This window comes from Serratia sp. EC4, assembly GCF_059652115.1.
The window spans coordinates 625,564-640,708 of the sequence record NZ_JBNIDE010000003.1 but is presented as its reverse complement, the minus strand read 5'-3'; the positions used below and the strand labels follow the sequence as shown (position 1 = coordinate 640,708).

Below are 15,145 nucleotides of genomic sequence, written 5' to 3'. Positions count from 1 at the left end.
AAGGACGAGGTGGGACATGAACAATCGCAATGTGGCGCCACGCCCAAAAATTGAAGTGCGCTCGATAGACTATGTGCCCCGTCACGAGCGGCATGGCAAGGTTTGGCATCAGGCGCCGTTTTGGTTTACCGGTAATTTCGTTTTGACGACGATGGTGGTCGGTTTCACCGGCCCGGCGTTGGGGTTGGGCGCGCTTTATTCGATGCTGGCCATTGCCGTCGGCGTGGGGTTCGGCACGTTCTTCATGGCGTGTCATGCCAATCAGGGGCCGCGCATGGGGCTGCCGCAGATGATCCAGTCGCGGGCCCAATTCGGCCTGCGTGGCGCCATCGTTCCCTTTGCCGCCGTGGTGTTTGTTTACATCGGTTTCAACGTGTTCAACGTTATTCTCGCGACCGATGCGATCAACACGGTGTTGCCGGGGCACCGTCTGCCTTGGTATGCGTTGCTGATCGCGGTGGCCGTGCTGTTGGCGATCGTCGGCCACGATATGCTGCATGCGGTGCAGCGCTGGCTGACCTATGTGATGATGGCGGTGTTCGGTGTGCTGACGGTCGGCGCCGTGTCGTCGCTGCGGATGGACGCCGTTGTCGGCGCCGGGCATTTCTCGTGGGCGGCCTTTTTGATTCAGCTGTCGGCCGCCGCTGGCTATCAAATCAGCTACGCAGTGTACGTTTCCGACTACTCGCGTTATTTACCGCATGAAACGCCGTCTGCCAACGTGATCTTTTGGACCTACCTGGGGGCGGCCGGATCGGCGCTTTGGCTGATGTCGCTGGGCGCGTTTCTGGCTTCAGCCTTACCGGCCCCCGATGCGATCGGCAGCGTACAGGCGGTGGGGAATGCCGTCTATCCTGGGTTTGGCACGTTGGCTGTGCTGATCGCCGTGCCCTCGCTGGTCGGTATCATGGCGGTCAACTGTTATGGCGCGATGCTGACCAGCCTCAGCGCGATTGACGCGTTCCGTAAAGTGACGCCGACGTTAAAATTACGCATGACCGGCATTGGCGTCGTCGCTATGACGGTGTTTGCGGTGGCGTTGGCCATCCCGGCGAGCTATCTCGCCAGCTTCAATACCTTCGTGCTGCTGATGCTGTATTTCCTGGTGCCTTGGACGGCGGTGAACCTGATGGACTTTTACGTGGTGCGCGGCGGGCATTACGCGATTGGTGAAATCTTCAACCCGGCGGGGATCTACGGCCGCTGGGGCGGCTCCGGTCTGACGGCCTACGCGATCGGCCTGCTGGCGATGGTGCCGTTCATGACGTTGGGCTTTTACACCGGTCCCTTTGCTGTTTTACTGGGCGGCGCGGATATCGCTTTTCTGATCGGCCTGCTGGTGGCCGGGAGCGTTTATGTCGTAATGTGCCGGAAGCTCGATCTCGAAGCCGAACGGCGGGTGGCGTTGCGCTGCGAGGGGTTATTGGAAGGAGAACAGGAGTGAAGGAAAAAATCAGCGTCGCATGCTGCCAGTTAGCGTTGCGGGTAGGGGAAGCGGATCACAATCGGGCGCTGTCCGCCCAGGCTATTCGCCGGGCGGCGCAGCGCGGCGCCAACGTCATCGTGTTGCCGGAGTTGGTGAACAGCGGCTACGTGCTGCGCGATAAGGCGGAGGCGCTGGCGTTGGCCGAAGCCGAGGACGGGCCTAGCCTCAGCCTGTGGGGGACCCTGGCGCGCGAGTTGGATGTGGCGATCGTCGCCGGTTTCTGCGAGCGGCTGCCCGATGGCGGGGTGGCCAACAGCGCGGCGTTGATCGATGCGCAGGGCGTGAGGGCGATTTACCGCAAGGCCCACCTGTGGCATGAGGAGAGCACGATCTTTACCCCTGGCGATCGGCCGCCGCCGGTCGTCGAGACGCGCTTTGGTCGGTTGGCGGTGATGATCTGCTACGATCTTGAATTCCCCGAATGGGTGCGGCTGCCGGCGCTGGCCGGCGCTCAGCTGCTGTGCGCACCGGTCAACTGGCCGCTGGCGCCGCGCCCACAGGGCGAACGGCCGGCGGAGATGGTGAAGGCGCAGGCCAACGCCGCCGTCAATCGGCTGTTCATCGCGGTGTGCGATCGTTGCGAAACGGAACGCGGCGTTGCGTGGATCGGCGGATCGGTGATCGTCGACGCCGATGGCTATCCGTTGACGCAGAGCCTGACAGGCGAAGGCATGGTGCTGGCATCGATGGATATCGGCGAGGCCGATGACAAACACATCGGCCGCCACAATCACGTGCATCGCGATCGGCGGCCGATGCTGTATTGAAGCGGCGGGGCGGTCGGCGGATCCGGCTGCCCCGCCGATCGTTTCTCCGGCGGGAAAATCCGCCGTTTTGGTGCTTACAGCCAGCCCGATTTCTTCAGCTTCTGATACAGGAAAATACAGCCGACGGCGGTCGCCCCCAGCGTGGCGTGATAGGCCCATGGGAATTTCAACTCCGGCATGTCGGCGAAGTTCATGCCGTACAGGCTGAAGATCACCGTCGGGATGGCCAAAATCGCCCCCCAACCCGCCAGCCGTTTCACCACTTCGTTTTGTTTGACCGTCACCAGCGCCAGGTTGACGTGCATGGCGTTGGTCAGCATTTCGCGCATGTCGTCGATGTTGCTGACCACCTGATGCGCGTGATCCTGCACGTCGCGCACGTAGGCGCGCAGCTCTTTCGGGATCACCTCTTCGTGCAGGCGGATCAGCTGGTTGCAGATTTCATCCATCGGCAGCGCGGCGTTGCGCAGCGCCAACAGGTGGCGGCGCAGGGTATAGACGTTCTCGATCGCCGCCTGATCGAACTCCGACTGGAACATGTTGGCTTCGATGTTCTCGATGGTGCTCTCGAAGCGCGTCACCACGCTGCGGTAGTTATCCACCACGAAGTCCAACACCGAATAGAGGGCGAAGCCCGGCCCGCGGCACATCTGCTTGTGGTTCTCTTCCGCTTTGGCGCGGATCGGCGCGTAACTGGGCGAGGCGCCGTGGCGCACCGTCACCAGAAAGTTTTTGCCGACGAAGAAGTGGGTTTCGCCGTATTCGATTTCGTCGTGCTCGCCCCACTGGGCGGTTTTCACCACGATGAACAGCGAGTCGCCGTAGGTCTCCAGCTTCGGCCGCTGGTGCGCGCACAGCGCGTCTTCGATCGCCAAATCGTGCAGGCCGAACTCCTCCTGCACCTTGCGCATAAACGCCGGCTCCGGCTGCCGCAACCCCAGCCAGACGAAGGTGTCCGGCTGTTTGACCACCTCGCTGATATCGTCGATGGTCACTTCGCCCAGCCGTTGGCCGGCTTTGTACGCCACACAGTTCACCACCATGCTTTTGTTGTCCATCTGTCCATCCATCAATCAGTCAGGGTTTTGGTAAGAAAATAGCACTCGTGTTCCACCGGATACTCTTTCAGCGTCATTTGCAACTGATAGCCGAGCTTTTCGTAGAACGGCCGCGCCTGGAAGCTGAAGGTGTCGAGACGGGCGTAACGGCAGCCGCGCGCCTGCGCCTCGTGCTCGGCGGCGCGCATCAGCCGGCCGCCGAGGCCGCTGCCGCGCTGGGTATCCGCCACCCACAGCCACTCGACGCTCAGCCAGTTGCCCCAGGTTTCGGCGGTCAGGCCGCCGATCACCGTGCCGGCTTCGTCGCGCGCATAGACGCTGAGCGGCTTGCGGTGGCTGGCGTCGATATGCGGCAGGTTGTAAGCGCGCAGGCCTTGCCTGATCGCATCGAGGGTATGTTCGTCAATCGCGTCGGTAACGGTAATGTCCATTTTTCCTCCTGGGTTATGGATTAACTTAAGCACACTGCGGCTAAAAGGCAACCCGTTGAAATGTAATGTAAACACCCATTCCGATGGGCTGGACTACACTAAACGGGTCATTTCATCTTCAGGAGGACGCCATGCCCCGATTGACTCTGCTGGCCGGTTTGCTGCTGTGCAGCGGCCTGCTGCACGCCGCGCCGACGGTCAGCCAATTGCAGGACGGCCTGGAACACCCGTGGTCGCTGGCCTTCTTGCCGGCGGAACAAGGCCTGCTTATCACCGAACGGCCCGGCCGGCTGCGGCTGTGGCAGCAAGGCAAAGGCCTGTCGCCGCCGATCGCCGGCGTGCCGCAGGTCTACGCCGAAGGACAGGGCGGCCTGCTGGAGGTGTTGCCGGCGCCCGACTTCGCCGCCAGCCGCCGGGTGTACCTGAGCTTCGCCGAATCGGGCGAGGGCGGCAAAGCCGGTACGGCGGTCGGCTATGGCCGCCTGAGTGACGACGGCGCGCGGCTGGAAAACTTTAAGGTGATCTTCCGTCAGCAGCCCAAGCTGTCGGTCGGCAATCACTTTGGCGGCAAGCTGGCGTTCGATCGGCAGGGCTACCTGTTTATCGCGCTGGGCGAAAACAACCAGCGGCCGACGGCGCAGGAGACCGACAAGCTGCAGGGCAAGCTGGTGCGGCTGACCGCCGAGGGCACGATACCACCGGATAATCCCTGGGTCGGCCAGGCAGGTAAACGCCCGGAGGTCTGGTCTTACGGCCACCGTAATCCCCAGGGGCTGGCGCTGAACCCGTGGAGCGGCGCGATCTGGGAACACGAGCACGGCCCGCGCGGCGGCGATGAGCTCAATATCCCGCTGCCGGGTAAAAACTACGGCTGGCCGTTGGCCACCTACGGCATCAACTATTCCGGCCAGCCGATCCCGGAGGCCAAAGGGGAGCGGGTGCCCGGCACCGAACAACCGCTGCACTATTGGCGGGTTTCGCCCGGCCTCAGCGGCATGGCGTTCTATGACGGGCAGCGTTTCCCCGCCTGGCGTCACTCGCTGTTCATCGGCGCGCTGGCGCAAAAGGCACTGATTCGCCTGACGCTGGAGGGTGATAAAGTGGTGGCGGAAGAGCGGCTGCTGGGCGATCGCGGCGAACGCATCCGCGAGGTGCGCAGCGGGCCGGATGGCTATTTGTATCTGCTGACGGACGAACGGGACGGCAAGCTGCTGAAGGTCGGGGCGTCGTAACGCCCCGCACGCGTCAGGTGAGCTCGCTCATCACGCCGCGTTGATAGGCCGGGCGAGCGCGCAGCTGCTGATACCAGCGCTCCATGTTCGGCCGCGGGCGGCGGGCGATCGGCATCTCGAACCAGCCGTAGGCGAAGCTGCCGAGCGGGATATCGCCGAAGCCGAATGCGTCGCCGGAGAGGTAGGGCTGGTGCGCCAGCGTCTGTTCAATGACGTCGAAGTGTTTTTCCAGCGTGGCGATCGCCGCTTCGATTTTCGCCATGTCGCGTTGCTCCGGCGCGGTGCGGATCAGGCCCCAAAAGACGATGGTGAAGGCCGGAACGATGGTCGAGGTGGTCCAGTCCATCCATTTCTCGGCGGCGGCGCGCGCCTGCAGATCTTGCGGATAGAACGCCGCGTCGCCGAATTTCGCCGCCAGGTAGCGCACGATGGTGTTGGACTCCCACAGCACGAAGTCATCGTCCTGCAGCAGCGGCACCAGGCCGTTCGGGTTCAACGCGCGGTAACTCTCTTCGTTGACCTTGCCGAACGCGCCGCCGGCGTTGATGTGGGTATAGCTCAGCCCCAGTTCGGCGGCGCACCACAGCACCTTCCTGACGTTGTTCGAATTCTCACGACCCCAAATGGTCAGCATGGGATAACTCCGTTAGCGGATGAAAGACCCTTAATACCTACGCCACAACGCGCTTTTTGTCACACCGCAGGGCATTTTTTGTCTGCCGATCAACGCTCCCAGCGGCACACTTCCCAGCCGCGCTCCGCCGCCAGCGCGCTCAACTCGCTGTCGGGGTTGATCACCGTGGCGCTGTCGACGAATTGCAGCATCGCCTTGTCGTTGAGGGAGTCGCTGTAGCCGTGGCTGTGCTCGAATTTCAGGTGCTGATGCTGCGCCAGCCAGTGCTGCAGGCGGATCACCTTGCCCTGTTGGTAGGTCATGGTGCCGTAGGTGTGGCCGGTGAAGCGGCCGTCGCTGATTTCCACGCCGATCGCCAGCGCATCGTCGGCGCCGAGCTGTTCGGCGATCGGCGCCACCAGGTGTTCGCCGGTGGCGGAGATCACCAGGATGCAGTCGCCGCGTTCGCGGTGCCACTGCAGGCGTTCACGGGCGGCGGGATAGACGCGCGGCAGGATGTCGCGCCGGATGTAGCGTTGCACCCAGCCGGCCACGGTTTGCACGCTCAGGCCGGTCAGCGGCGCCAGCGTGGCCTGCATGTAGTCCTCCATCGACAGCTTGCCCTGATAATAGAGCTGCATCAGCTGCTGCTCCTGCAGTTCCAGCTCCGCCGGCGCGAAGCCCTGGCCGACCAGCCAGCGGATCCACAGGCTGGCGCTGTCATCGTCAATCAGGGTTTCATCCAGGTCGAATAAGGCTAAATCCATCAGTATTTCTCCGGCAGGCAGGGTATGAGGTCGTTTACAGGATAGCGGATAGCGCACGTCGCCAGCCAGCGGCGTCGGCGAAATTGCGCAGAGCATAAGAAACATTGATGACGGTTTTGCGACAGTTTGTTGAACGTTTGCATAACTTAGAACGCAACAATATTGGCCGTCCCGGCGAGCGCGATGGTAACTATGGGGCAAATGCAGCTACCCGCCAGGGAGTGACAATGTTGATTATTCGCCTGTACGGCAGCCCGATCGTGATCGGGGAAGAAGAGGAACCGCATGATGACGCACCTGACGACGCTGAAGACGTTGCCGCTGCTGGATCTTTCGCAGCTTGACGGCGATGCGCGCCAGCGGCGCGCCTTTCTCGACGATTTGCGCGCGGCGGCCCGCGACGTCGGTTTTTTCTATCTGCGCGGGCACGGCGTGGACGGCGCGTTGAATGCGCGACTGCAGCACGCCGCGCGGCAATTTTTCGCCCTGCCGGAAGCCGACAAACTGGCGGTGCAGATGGTGCATTCGCCGCACTTTCGCGGTTACAACCGGGCGGCGGCGGAGCTCACGCGCGGGCAGCCTGACTGGCGCGAACAGTTCGATATCGGCGCCGAACGCCCGGCGCTGACGCTGGCTGATGACACGCCGCGCTGGGCGCGTCTGCAGGGGCCAAATCAGTGGCCGGCGGCGCTGCCGGCGCTGAAACCGCTGCTGCTGGAGTGGCAACAGGCGATGACCGCCATGTCGCTGCGGCTGCTGCGCGCTTTCGCTTTGGCGCTGTCGCTGCCGGAGCAGGCGTTCGATCGCTTGTACGGCGAGAAGCCCAACGAGCACATCAAACTGATCCGCTATCCGGGGCGGGACGTCACCGGCAGCGCACAGGGCGTCGGCGCGCACAAGGACTCCGGGTTTCTCAGCTTCCTGCTGCAGGACGCGCAAAAAGGGCTGCAGGTGGAGGTGAGCGAAGGGCGGTGGATCGACGCCCAACCGCGTGAAGACACTTTCGTGGTGAACATCGGCGAGCTGCTGGAACTGGCGACCAACGGCTATCTGCGCGCCACGGTGCACCGGGTGGAAACGCCGCCGGCGGGGCGCGACAGGCTGTCGATCGCGTTCTTCCTCGGCGCACGGCTGGACGCGGTGGTGCCGCTGTATCAATTGCCGCCGCAGTTGGCGGCGCAGGCGCGCGGCCCGGCCAGCGATCCGCTCAACCCGCTGCTGCGCGACGTGGGGTATAACTACCTGAAAGGCCGCATCCGCTCCCATCCCGATGTGGCGCACCGTTTTTATCAGGACGTCATCGGCGTCTGAACGACGGGCGTAAAAAAGCCCGGCGCGCCGGCCGGGCTGATCGTGCGCTGATGCGGCGATTATTCCGCCAGCGCCTGCTGCAGATCGGCGATCAGATCTTCCACATCCTCTATCCCCACCGACAGGCGCACCAGCTGCGGCGTGATGCCGGTTGCCAGGCGCTGTTCCAGCGGAATGGAGGCGTGCGTCATGCTGAACGGCTGGCTGATCAGGCTTTCCACGCCGCCCAGGCTTTCCGCCAGGGTGAACAGGCGCGAACGCTGGATGACCCGGCGCGCATAGGCGTCGTCGCCTTTCAACCGTACCGAGATCATGCCGCCGAAGCGCGTCATCTGGCGTGCCGCCAGCGCATGCTGCGGATGGCTCGGCAGGCCGGGGTAGTAGACGTTTTCCACCTGCGGCTGGCTCTCCAGCCACTGGGCGATGCGCAGCGCGCTGTCGCTGTGGCGCTGCATGCGCAGGGCCAGAGTGCGAATGCCGCGCAGCGTCAGGAAGCTGCTGAACGGATCGAGAATGCCGCCGACGGCGTTTTGCAGGAAACCGAGCTGTTCCGCCAGCGCCGGGTTATCCCCCACTGCCGCGACGCCCGCCACCACATCGGAGTGGCCGTTAAGGTATTTGGTGGCGGAGTGCACCACCACGTCAAAGCCCAGATCCAGCGGACGTTGCAGATACGGCGAGGCGAAGGTGTTGTCCGCCACGCTGATGAGCTGATGCTTTTTGGCGATCGCGGCGATGGCGCTCAGATCCGCCAGCTTGAGCAGCGGGTTGGTCGGCGTTTCGACCCAGATCATTTTGGTATCCGGCTCGATCGCCTGTTCCAGCCCGGCGAGATCCGCCGGCGCCACGTAGGTGACGCGCAGGCCGGCGGTGCGGCTGCGCACTTTTTCCAGCAGGCGATAGGTGCCGCCGTACAGGTCGTCCACCGCGATCAGGTGGCTGTCTTTATCGAGCAGCTCCAGCACCGTGGAGCAGGCCGCCAGGCCGGAGGCGAAGGCGTAGCCGCGGCTGCCGCCTTCCAGTTCGGCGATGGCGCTTTCCAGCGCGGTGCGCGTCGGGTTGGCGCTGCGGGAATATTCATAGCCGGTATGTTCGCCCGGCGCCGGTTGGGCGTAGGTGGAGGTGGCGTAAATCGCCGGCATCACTGCGCCGGTCGCGTCCGGGGTGTAACCGGCGTGAACGGTCAACGTATCAAACTTGGCCATAATGGGTCCTTATTAACGTAATTTTTGGCGCCAGGCGTTAAGCACGTCTGTGCGGGTAATCAGGCCGAGGAAGCGCTCGCCGTCGAGCACCACCGCGACGTGGCCATGGTTGAAGGTGGCCTGTAATTCCTCGTAGCCGGCTTCCTTTTGCAGCGTATGGACCTGTTTGGTCATCGCGCTGCCGGCCGTCAGGCTGAAGTGGGTGGCGTCGGCCTGGACGGCGTTCAGCAGATCCCACTCATCGATCAGACCGACCACCCGATCGCCTTCCAGCACCGGCAGCTGAGAGATGTCGTACAGCCGCATGCGGGCGTGCACGATCGCCAACGTATCGTCCGGCGCGGAGGAAACGGCGGCGCCTTCGTCGTGGCGGTAGGCGATCAGATCGCGCAGATCGCCGTGCTGCGGTTTGCTCAGCAGACCCTGTTCCAGCATCCAGTGGTCGTTATACATTTTAGACAGGTATTTGTTGCCGCTGTCGCAGACGAAGGTCACCACCCGCTTGGGTTCGGTTTGCGCGCGGCAATAACGCAATGCGGCGGCCAGCAGGGTGCCGGTGGAGGAGCCCGCCAGCACGCCTTCCTTGCGCAGCAGCTCGCGCGCGGTGGTGAAGGCTTCGGCGTCGCCGATGCGGTAAGCATTGCGGACCTGGTCAAAGTCGCTGAGCGGCGGGACGAAGTCTTCGCCGATGCCTTCCACCAGCCAACTGCCCGCTTCGCCGATGTGGCCGTTGTCGAGATAGTCCGCCAGTATTGAGCCGGCAGGGTCGGCCAGCACGAATTCCGTCTGCGGCGAAACCTCGGCGAAATAGTGGCTCAGCCCGCCCAGCGTGCCTCCGGAGCCGACGCCGACCACGATGGCGTCCACGTCATGCTCCATTTGCCGCCACAGTTCGGGCGCGGTGGTGGTGGTATGGGCCGCCGGGTTGGCCGGGTTGTTGAACTGATCGATATAAAAGGCACCGGGGATCTCCCCGGCCAGGCGTTTAGCGTAATCCTGATAATAAGCCGGGTGCCCTTTGCCGACGTCCGAGCGGGTCAGCAGCACTTCCACGCCCAGCGCGCGCAGGTGGAAGATCTTCTCGCGGCTCATCTTGTCCGGCACCACCAACAGCAGCTTATAGCCTTTCAGCGCCGCCACCAGCGCCAACCCCAGGCCGGTATTGCCGGCGGTGGCTTCGATGATAGTGCCGCCCGGCTGCAGTTTGCCGTCGCGCTCGGCCTGTTCGATCATCGACAGCGCCACGCGGTCTTTGATCGAACCGCCGGGGTTTTGGTTCTCCAGCTTGACGAACAGCCGGCATGGGCCGGTATCGAACTGGGTCAGTTCCAGCATCGGGGTATTGCCAATCATCTCGATGACGGAATGGGGGATCGCCATGACTCATCTCCAGGATTATTCGGTATAAAAGTCTTTGTGCGGATGATAGCGCTGAGGATAAGCGCTTTAAAAAGAACAAATAACGGTTCTATATGCCATTATGGAATATATTAATCTTTTTTAGACGTATAGATGCGCAGATGTTTAGCGGTGCAGATGCTTGGCCGTGTAGCCGTGGGCGGATGCAAAAATGCGCGTCGCGATGCTTTTTTGAACGATAAGCGAGGGGCTGCGTACAGTTATGTAAAAATGCTGAAAATTCACGCTAAACCCTGCAAAAATAAGATAAATCACATAAACTCACAGCAAGGGCATTTTCGGTGCGTTGTGTTACCCGCTACGGGCGCCGCAAGGGGTTGCGGCCGGCACGCGCGCACCGGGCCACTCTCGCTGGTTGGCTTAAAACGTGAACATGTTTGAAAGTTAACGCTATTTCAATGGTTTTGAATGGACACTCTGGCGACGTCATGATGAAAAAAAACTTATCCACTTCCCTGAAAAAACTGACCTTCAGCGTAGGCATCCTGTTGCTGGCCGCCCCGGCCGTGCACGCGGCTGAGCCGCCGGCGCCGCCGCAGGTAGACGCCAAGGCCTTCATTCTGATGGACTACAACAGCGGCAAGGTGCTGACCGAAGGCAATGCCGACACCCGTCTCGATCCCGCCAGCCTGACCAAGATCATGTCCAGCTACGTGATCGGCCAGGCGATCAAGGCCGGCAAGATCAAGCCGGAAGACATGGTCACCGTCGGCAAAGACGCCTGGGCGCCGGGTAACCCGGCGCTGCGCGGTTCTTCGCTGATGTTTATCAAGCCCGGCGATCAGGTGCCGGTGCTGGAACTGAATAAAGGCATCGTGATCCAGTCTGGCAACGACGCCAGCATCGCGCTGGCGGACTACGTGGCGGGCAGCCAGGATTCGTTCGTCGGCCTGATGAACAACTACGCCAAATCTCTGGGGCTGCAGAATACCCACTTCCTGACGGTGCATGGTCTGGATGCGGAAGGGCAGTACAGCACCGCGCGCGACATGGCGCTGCTGAGCCAGGCGCTGATCCGCGACGTGCCGGACGAATACGCGCTGCATAAAGAGAAAGAGTTCACCTTCAACAAGATCCGCCAGATTAACCGCAACCGTCTGCTGTGGAGCAGCAACCTGAACGTCGACGGCATCAAGACCGGCTACACCAGCGGCGCCGGTCACAACCTGGTGGCGTCCGCCACCGACGGCCCGATGCGTCTGATCTCGGTGGTGCTGGGCGCGCCGAGCGATCGCGTGCGCTTTAGCGAGAGCGAAAAGCTGCTGACCTGGGGCTTCCGCTTCTATGAAACCGCGACGCCGATCAAGGCCGATAAACCGTTCGTCACCCAGAAAGTGTGGTTCGGCGACGTCAGCGAAGTGCCGCTCGGCGTGGCGAAAGACGCCTCGGTCACCATTCCGAAAGGGCAGATGAAAAACCTGAAGGCCAGCTACAAGCTGACCCAACCGACGCTGGAAGCGCCGCTGGCGAAAAACCAGGTGGTCGGCACCATCGATTTCCAGCTGGACGGCAAGACCATCGAGCAGCACCCGCTGGTGGCGATGCAAGAGGTGAAAGAGGGCAACTTCTTCAGCCGCATCTGGGATATGGTGATGATGAAGCTGAGCCAGTGGTTCGGCGGGATCTTCGGCTGAATGCTCTGACACCGCTGCCGCATCGTCGCGTGCGGTTCCTGAAAAAGCCGCAACCTTCCGTTGCGGCTTTTTCATTTTCAGCATCCGTGGCGTTTCAGAAATAGTCCACCAGCATGGTGGCTCCGCTGGAGAAGTCACCTTCCGCCAGGGTGACGGCGCTGTTTTTCACCGGCACCGCATCAAGCGTCGGCAGATTGGTATAGTCGATGTTCAGCGGCGTATTGATGGCGAAAGCCTTGCCGTTGGCCAGCAGTTTGATGCCCAGCCCATTGACGCTGCTGTTCAACACGCTGCTGTCAAAGGCCGCCGCGCTGCCCATGATCTTCATTTTCAACTGGCGGCTGTTATCCAGAAACTCACACTTGATGCTGTAATCGATGCGTTGCATATAGCGATTGCCGTCGATACGTTTGATGCCGACCTTGCCGAAGTCGATATCGATGGTGCGCCCGTCGTTGATCACGCAAGGCGGAGGCGCCACCACGGTGGCGGTGATACTGACCTTGGTGCCCTGGTCGGCGGCCTGGGGGGCGGCGCTGATCACACCCAGCGTAAACAGCAGAGCGCAGCGCGTTTTCCTCATCATGTTCATTCGGGTTCCCGTCTCAAGGTGCGCTGAAGATCAGCGTGGCCGAGCCTGACATCGGACCGGTGGCGATACTGGTGTAAGGCACATTGTTCTTCACTGGCACAAAGGTGACGGTGTCGTTGCCCAGCCCGTTGACGATGCGCGTTCTGAACGTATTGTTGGGTTTCACCACCGCGCCATTGTGCACCATGGCTACGCCGACATTAGGATTGGAGGTCTTGATGAAATCGCTGGAGAAGCCGCTGGCATCGCTGACCATGCGAACCAAAATGTCTTGTGTCGCGCTCTGATCGTCACACCGGTAGCTGAGCGCCTTGTCCTGTTTGAGTTGGGCGTCGCTGGCGCTCTGCGTGAGGAAGTCCTGGCGGATCTGCCCAAAGTCGACGTTAATCTGCTGGCCGTTGTTGATAGTGCAACTGGTGGTGACGAAGTAGGCGTCGTTGTCGGCGATCAGGCGCCACCGGTAAGGCCCACACTTTGGGCAACCTGACTGGTCATTTTTTTGTTCAAAGTTGATTTGGCCGATGACGTCGCCCTTGTTCACCTTGATATCCTGCGTCGGCGAACGGTTGAGCACGATGTAAACCCTGATGGAAATGCTGGCACTGTTTAGGCCAGTAATCGTCATCACCTGGATACCTGATTGGATCGGGGATAAGTAGTCGGTGCCGTTGATTGTCATGCCGTTGGCAAGCGTACCGAAAATGGCGGTGTTCATCGTCAACGCCGGGCTGCCGGTGAGTAAAATATCTTTCCAGCTGGCGACGTCGTTTTTACAGGTCACCTGGCTGACGTTGACGATTTCATTTTTCCCGATGGACAATTCAGGGCCTATCTTTACCCTGACGTCGACCGGCGTCATTGACCCCCCCTGACCAATGCTCCCGCCGTCGGAGGTTTTACAGGTAAATGCATTGGCGTTTCCAATGAGTACGAAAAAAGATAATGCCAGGCAGTGTTGTAAAAATAGGATGGTTGTTTTTCTCACATTAATATCCCGATTATATAGTGTCATTTGGTTAGGTGCCGCCATGAAATAGCGCTAATTAGGCTGACTGTGCCGGCGTTATTCCGTTAAACGAGAATAAGGCGCATCTATTCCTGGTATCTCCTTGTTGCCAGCTGGCAGTAGGGCGGTGGGGTACCACCTCAACGAGTTGTTGATGGAGCCGTCTGTTACGAGCACTTCTTGTTTGGCGACGAGTTCCAACAGCAGTAGCCGGGCGCGGTAAACACCGACGTTGACGGCGTTGGCCAGTTGCCGGGTAGACAACCACAGATGCTGAGGTGGCAGTCCGGTGTCGGGACATTGACGGGGCGACTGCGCGAATAGTGTTTGCAGCAGATCGTGCTGCAATTGCCGTATTTCCTTTTGTTTTGGAGATAACGCTTCCATAGCACTTCCTCTGTATTTCGATTGCTGTATTCCTAAGAAAAAACAAAGTTTCACTGCCTACCAATAACGAGGTAAATCGCGAATCAAGAAAAATCCTATCTATTTATCAGGATTGAAAAAAAGGGGTTTCCCACTCCGTTCTTACCTGTTTGCAGGCTGGGGGAGTGTCACGCAGAAACCTAAAGTTTTGGTTTATTATATTCACAAAGAGCTGCTTTGCGATCTGATTAATTGTGAAACAGAGAAAAACAGGATATTGCACTATAAAAGTATTTTTTACGATCTATGAGCCTAAAAATAACACTAAATTAACTTTAATTAGGAAATAAATTGCGAATGTTCGTCTTGATCAAAAAAAGACTTTTTTTGCTGGTGGGCATTTGCCAGAATATTCATCGCCAGACAAGAAGGGCGAGTTAGAAAGTATTGGTCTCTGCTTGTTGTGATTTCGTTTATTTTTATATGACGAGTTCATTAATGGGCGGGCCGCTGCAGACTTGCCGTTATCGACGTGTTTATTGTCGGTATTTTTGGGTTTTGGCAGTTAACCAACCAGCAAGATGCTAAAGAATCAGGGCTGCGCATATATAAGCGCGAGCAGATTTCCTGTTGCTCTTTTTCTTGATTGGAATATGCATTTTTTCTTATAAGGAATATAGGTTCTATGAAACTTAACAAAATCATGATGGCTGCAGTGATTGCATTTGGCGCAAGTTCTTTTGCACAGGCAGCCGATCAGGGACACGGTAAAGTGACCTTCACGGGTTCTATTATTGATGCGCCATGCTCTATTGCACCCGAGTCTATCGATCAGACCGTAGATCTGGGCCAGGTTTCTAACGTGGCGTTGAAAAACGGCGGCAAATCCAACCCGCGTCCATTTGAAATCAAGCTGGAGCAGTGTGATACCACTACGCTGAAAACCGTTAAAACCACCTTCAGCGGCATTGCATCGTCAACCAACAAGGATCTGTTGGGTATCGCGGGGACCGCCAGCGGCGCCGGCGTAGCAATCACTTATGGCGGCCAGCCGATCAAACTGGGTCAGGCGACTGCGGCACAGACGCTGAATACTGGCAACAACAGCCTGAACTTCGCCGCTTACCTGCAGGGTGAAGGCGCTTCCGCAGCCATCGTTCCGGGCGATTTCACCGCCGTAGCCGACTTCACTCTGGCTTATCAGTAAGTGAGACAGCAGGCTTAATCAACCAGGCATGGGGTACGCCGCATGCCTGGT

16 protein-coding genes are annotated in these 15,145 nt (G+C 60.0%); 7 read left to right on the top strand and 9 right to left on the bottom strand.

The features are described from left to right. The first annotated feature begins 16 nt into the window (after positions 1–16). Positions 17–1,444 (top strand): purine-cytosine permease family protein, encoded by a 1,428-nt coding sequence (locus tag ACP39K_RS13345; RefSeq protein ID WP_497008570.1) that lies wholly within the window; start codon positions 17–19, stop codon positions 1,442–1,444. After that, a complete protein-coding gene (locus tag ACP39K_RS13340; protein ID WP_089184408.1) occupies positions 1,441–2,253 on the top strand; it encodes a nitrilase-related carbon-nitrogen hydrolase in 813 nt (270 codons plus the stop codon). Before ACP39K_RS13345 ends, ACP39K_RS13340 begins: the two co-directional genes overlap by 4 nt. A 74-nt stretch (positions 2,254–2,327) precedes the next feature. Here ACP39K_RS13340 and ACP39K_RS13335 read toward each other — a convergent pair whose 3' ends face one another. Then, positions 2,328–3,311, bottom strand: a complete 984-nt coding sequence (locus tag ACP39K_RS13335; protein ID WP_033640847.1) for a magnesium and cobalt transport protein CorA — start codon at positions 3,309–3,311, stop codon at positions 2,328–2,330. An 11-nt stretch (positions 3,312–3,322) separates the two neighbouring features. Next, complete coding sequence (locus ACP39K_RS13330) at positions 3,323–3,742, bottom strand: GNAT family N-acetyltransferase (RefSeq protein ID WP_016928392.1); 420 nt, start codon at positions 3,740–3,742, stop codon at positions 3,323–3,325. Positions 3,743–3,873: 131 nt separating this feature from the next. Here ACP39K_RS13330 and ACP39K_RS13325 point away from each other — a divergent pair, with 131 nt between their 5' ends. Then, complete coding sequence (locus ACP39K_RS13325) at positions 3,874–4,974, top strand: PQQ-dependent sugar dehydrogenase (RefSeq protein WP_243811070.1); 1,101 nt, start codon at positions 3,874–3,876, stop codon at positions 4,972–4,974. 13 nt (positions 4,975–4,987) lie between these two features. Here ACP39K_RS13325 and ACP39K_RS13320 read toward each other — a convergent pair whose 3' ends face one another. Further along, positions 4,988–5,608 carry a glutathione S-transferase family protein gene (locus ACP39K_RS13320; protein ID WP_033640845.1) on the bottom strand — a complete coding sequence of 207 codons (621 nt, stop codon included), beginning with the start codon at positions 5,606–5,608 and terminating at the stop codon, positions 4,988–4,990. Positions 5,609–5,697: 89 nt separating this feature from the next. Further along, complete coding sequence (locus ACP39K_RS13315; RefSeq protein WP_048796629.1) at positions 5,698–6,354, bottom strand: HAD family hydrolase; 657 nt, start codon at positions 6,352–6,354, stop codon at positions 5,698–5,700. Positions 6,355–6,461: 107 nt separating this feature from the next. Here ACP39K_RS13315 and ACP39K_RS13310 point away from each other — a divergent pair, with 107 nt between their 5' ends. Both ACP39K_RS13310 and ACP39K_RS13305 read left to right on the top strand, forming a co-directional pair. Further along, positions 6,462–6,698, top strand: coding sequence for a hypothetical protein (locus ACP39K_RS13310; protein ID WP_100225598.1), 237 nt, complete (start codon positions 6,462–6,464; stop codon positions 6,696–6,698). Further along, complete coding sequence (locus ACP39K_RS13305; protein WP_497008578.1) at positions 6,643–7,665, top strand: isopenicillin N synthase family dioxygenase; 1,023 nt, start codon at positions 6,643–6,645, stop codon at positions 7,663–7,665. The genes ACP39K_RS13310 and ACP39K_RS13305 overlap by 56 nt, the downstream gene beginning before the upstream one ends. Before the next feature lie 59 nt (positions 7,666–7,724). On the opposite strand, the gene ACP39K_RS13300 is transcribed toward ACP39K_RS13305, so the two are convergent. Next, a complete protein-coding gene (locus tag ACP39K_RS13300; RefSeq protein WP_079450998.1) occupies positions 7,725–8,870 on the bottom strand; it encodes a trans-sulfuration enzyme family protein in 1,146 nt (381 codons plus the stop codon). Positions 8,871–8,882: 12 nt separating this feature from the next. Next, a complete protein-coding gene (locus ACP39K_RS13295; protein WP_497008569.1) occupies positions 8,883–10,250 on the bottom strand; it encodes a pyridoxal-phosphate dependent enzyme in 1,368 nt (455 codons plus the stop codon). A 467-nt stretch (positions 10,251–10,717) separates the two neighbouring features. On the opposite strand from ACP39K_RS13295, the gene ACP39K_RS13290 reads away from it, so the two are divergent. Next, positions 10,718–11,923, top strand: coding sequence for a serine hydrolase (locus ACP39K_RS13290; RefSeq protein WP_015377270.1), 1,206 nt, complete (start codon positions 10,718–10,720; stop codon positions 11,921–11,923). A 94-nt stretch (positions 11,924–12,017) separates the two neighbouring features. On the opposite strand, the gene ACP39K_RS13285 is transcribed toward ACP39K_RS13290, so the two are convergent. The 3 genes from ACP39K_RS13285 to ACP39K_RS13275 all read right to left on the bottom strand — a co-directional run bounded on the left by ACP39K_RS13285 (position 12,018) and on the right by ACP39K_RS13275 (position 13,908). Beyond that, positions 12,018–12,509, bottom strand: a complete 492-nt coding sequence (locus tag ACP39K_RS13285; RefSeq protein WP_227944624.1) for a fimbrial protein — start codon at positions 12,507–12,509, stop codon at positions 12,018–12,020. A 19-nt stretch (positions 12,510–12,528) separates the two neighbouring features. Beyond that, positions 12,529–13,464: a fimbrial protein gene (locus ACP39K_RS13280; protein WP_072009680.1), complete on the bottom strand. Its 936-nt coding sequence runs from the start codon at positions 13,462–13,464 to the stop codon at positions 12,529–12,531. Positions 13,465–13,578: 114 nt separating this feature from the next. Further along, complete coding sequence (locus tag ACP39K_RS13275) at positions 13,579–13,908, bottom strand: hypothetical protein (protein ID WP_016928383.1); 330 nt, start codon at positions 13,906–13,908, stop codon at positions 13,579–13,581. A 664-nt stretch (positions 13,909–14,572) separates the two neighbouring features. On the opposite strand from ACP39K_RS13275, the gene ACP39K_RS13270 reads away from it, so the two are divergent. After that, positions 14,573–15,094, top strand: coding sequence for a fimbrial protein (locus tag ACP39K_RS13270; RefSeq protein ID WP_004938731.1), 522 nt, complete (start codon positions 14,573–14,575; stop codon positions 15,092–15,094). Positions 15,095–15,145: the final 51 nt, after the last annotated feature.

Bases quoted from the DNA above. Each gene is read 5' to 3' on its own strand.
- ACP39K_RS13310 (WP_100225598.1), top strand. From the start codon at position 6,462: ATGACGGTTTTGCGACAGTTTGTTGAACGTTTGCATAACTTAGAACGC.
- ACP39K_RS13285 (WP_227944624.1), bottom strand. From the start codon at position 12,509: ATGATGAGGAAAACGCGCTGCGCTCTGCTGTTTACGCTGGGTGTGATC.
- ACP39K_RS13335 (WP_033640847.1), bottom strand. From the start codon at position 3,311: ATGGACAACAAAAGCATGGTGGTGAACTGTGTGGCGTACAAAGCCGGC.
- ACP39K_RS13295 (WP_497008569.1), bottom strand. From the start codon at position 10,250: ATGGCGATCCCCCATTCCGTCATCGAGATGATTGGCAATACCCCGATG.
- ACP39K_RS13330 (WP_016928392.1), bottom strand. From the start codon at position 3,742: ATGGACATTACCGTTACCGACGCGATTGACGAACATACCCTCGATGCG.
- ACP39K_RS13325 (WP_243811070.1), top strand. From the start codon at position 3,874: ATGCCCCGATTGACTCTGCTGGCCGGTTTGCTGCTGTGCAGCGGCCTG.
- ACP39K_RS13270 (WP_004938731.1), top strand. From the start codon at position 14,573: ATGAAACTTAACAAAATCATGATGGCTGCAGTGATTGCATTTGGCGCA.
- ACP39K_RS13300 (WP_079450998.1), bottom strand. From the start codon at position 8,870: ATGGCCAAGTTTGATACGTTGACCGTTCACGCCGGTTACACCCCGGAC.
- ACP39K_RS13320 (WP_033640845.1), bottom strand. From the start codon at position 5,608: ATGCTGACCATTTGGGGTCGTGAGAATTCGAACAACGTCAGGAAGGTG.
- ACP39K_RS13345 (WP_497008570.1), top strand. From the start codon at position 17: ATGAACAATCGCAATGTGGCGCCACGCCCAAAAATTGAAGTGCGCTCG.
- ACP39K_RS13305 (WP_497008578.1), top strand. From the start codon at position 6,643: ATGACGCACCTGACGACGCTGAAGACGTTGCCGCTGCTGGATCTTTCG.
- ACP39K_RS13290 (WP_015377270.1), top strand. From the start codon at position 10,718: ATGATGAAAAAAAACTTATCCACTTCCCTGAAAAAACTGACCTTCAGC.
- ACP39K_RS13275 (WP_016928383.1), bottom strand. From the start codon at position 13,908: ATGGAAGCGTTATCTCCAAAACAAAAGGAAATACGGCAATTGCAGCAC.
- ACP39K_RS13315 (WP_048796629.1), bottom strand. From the start codon at position 6,354: ATGGATTTAGCCTTATTCGACCTGGATGAAACCCTGATTGACGATGAC.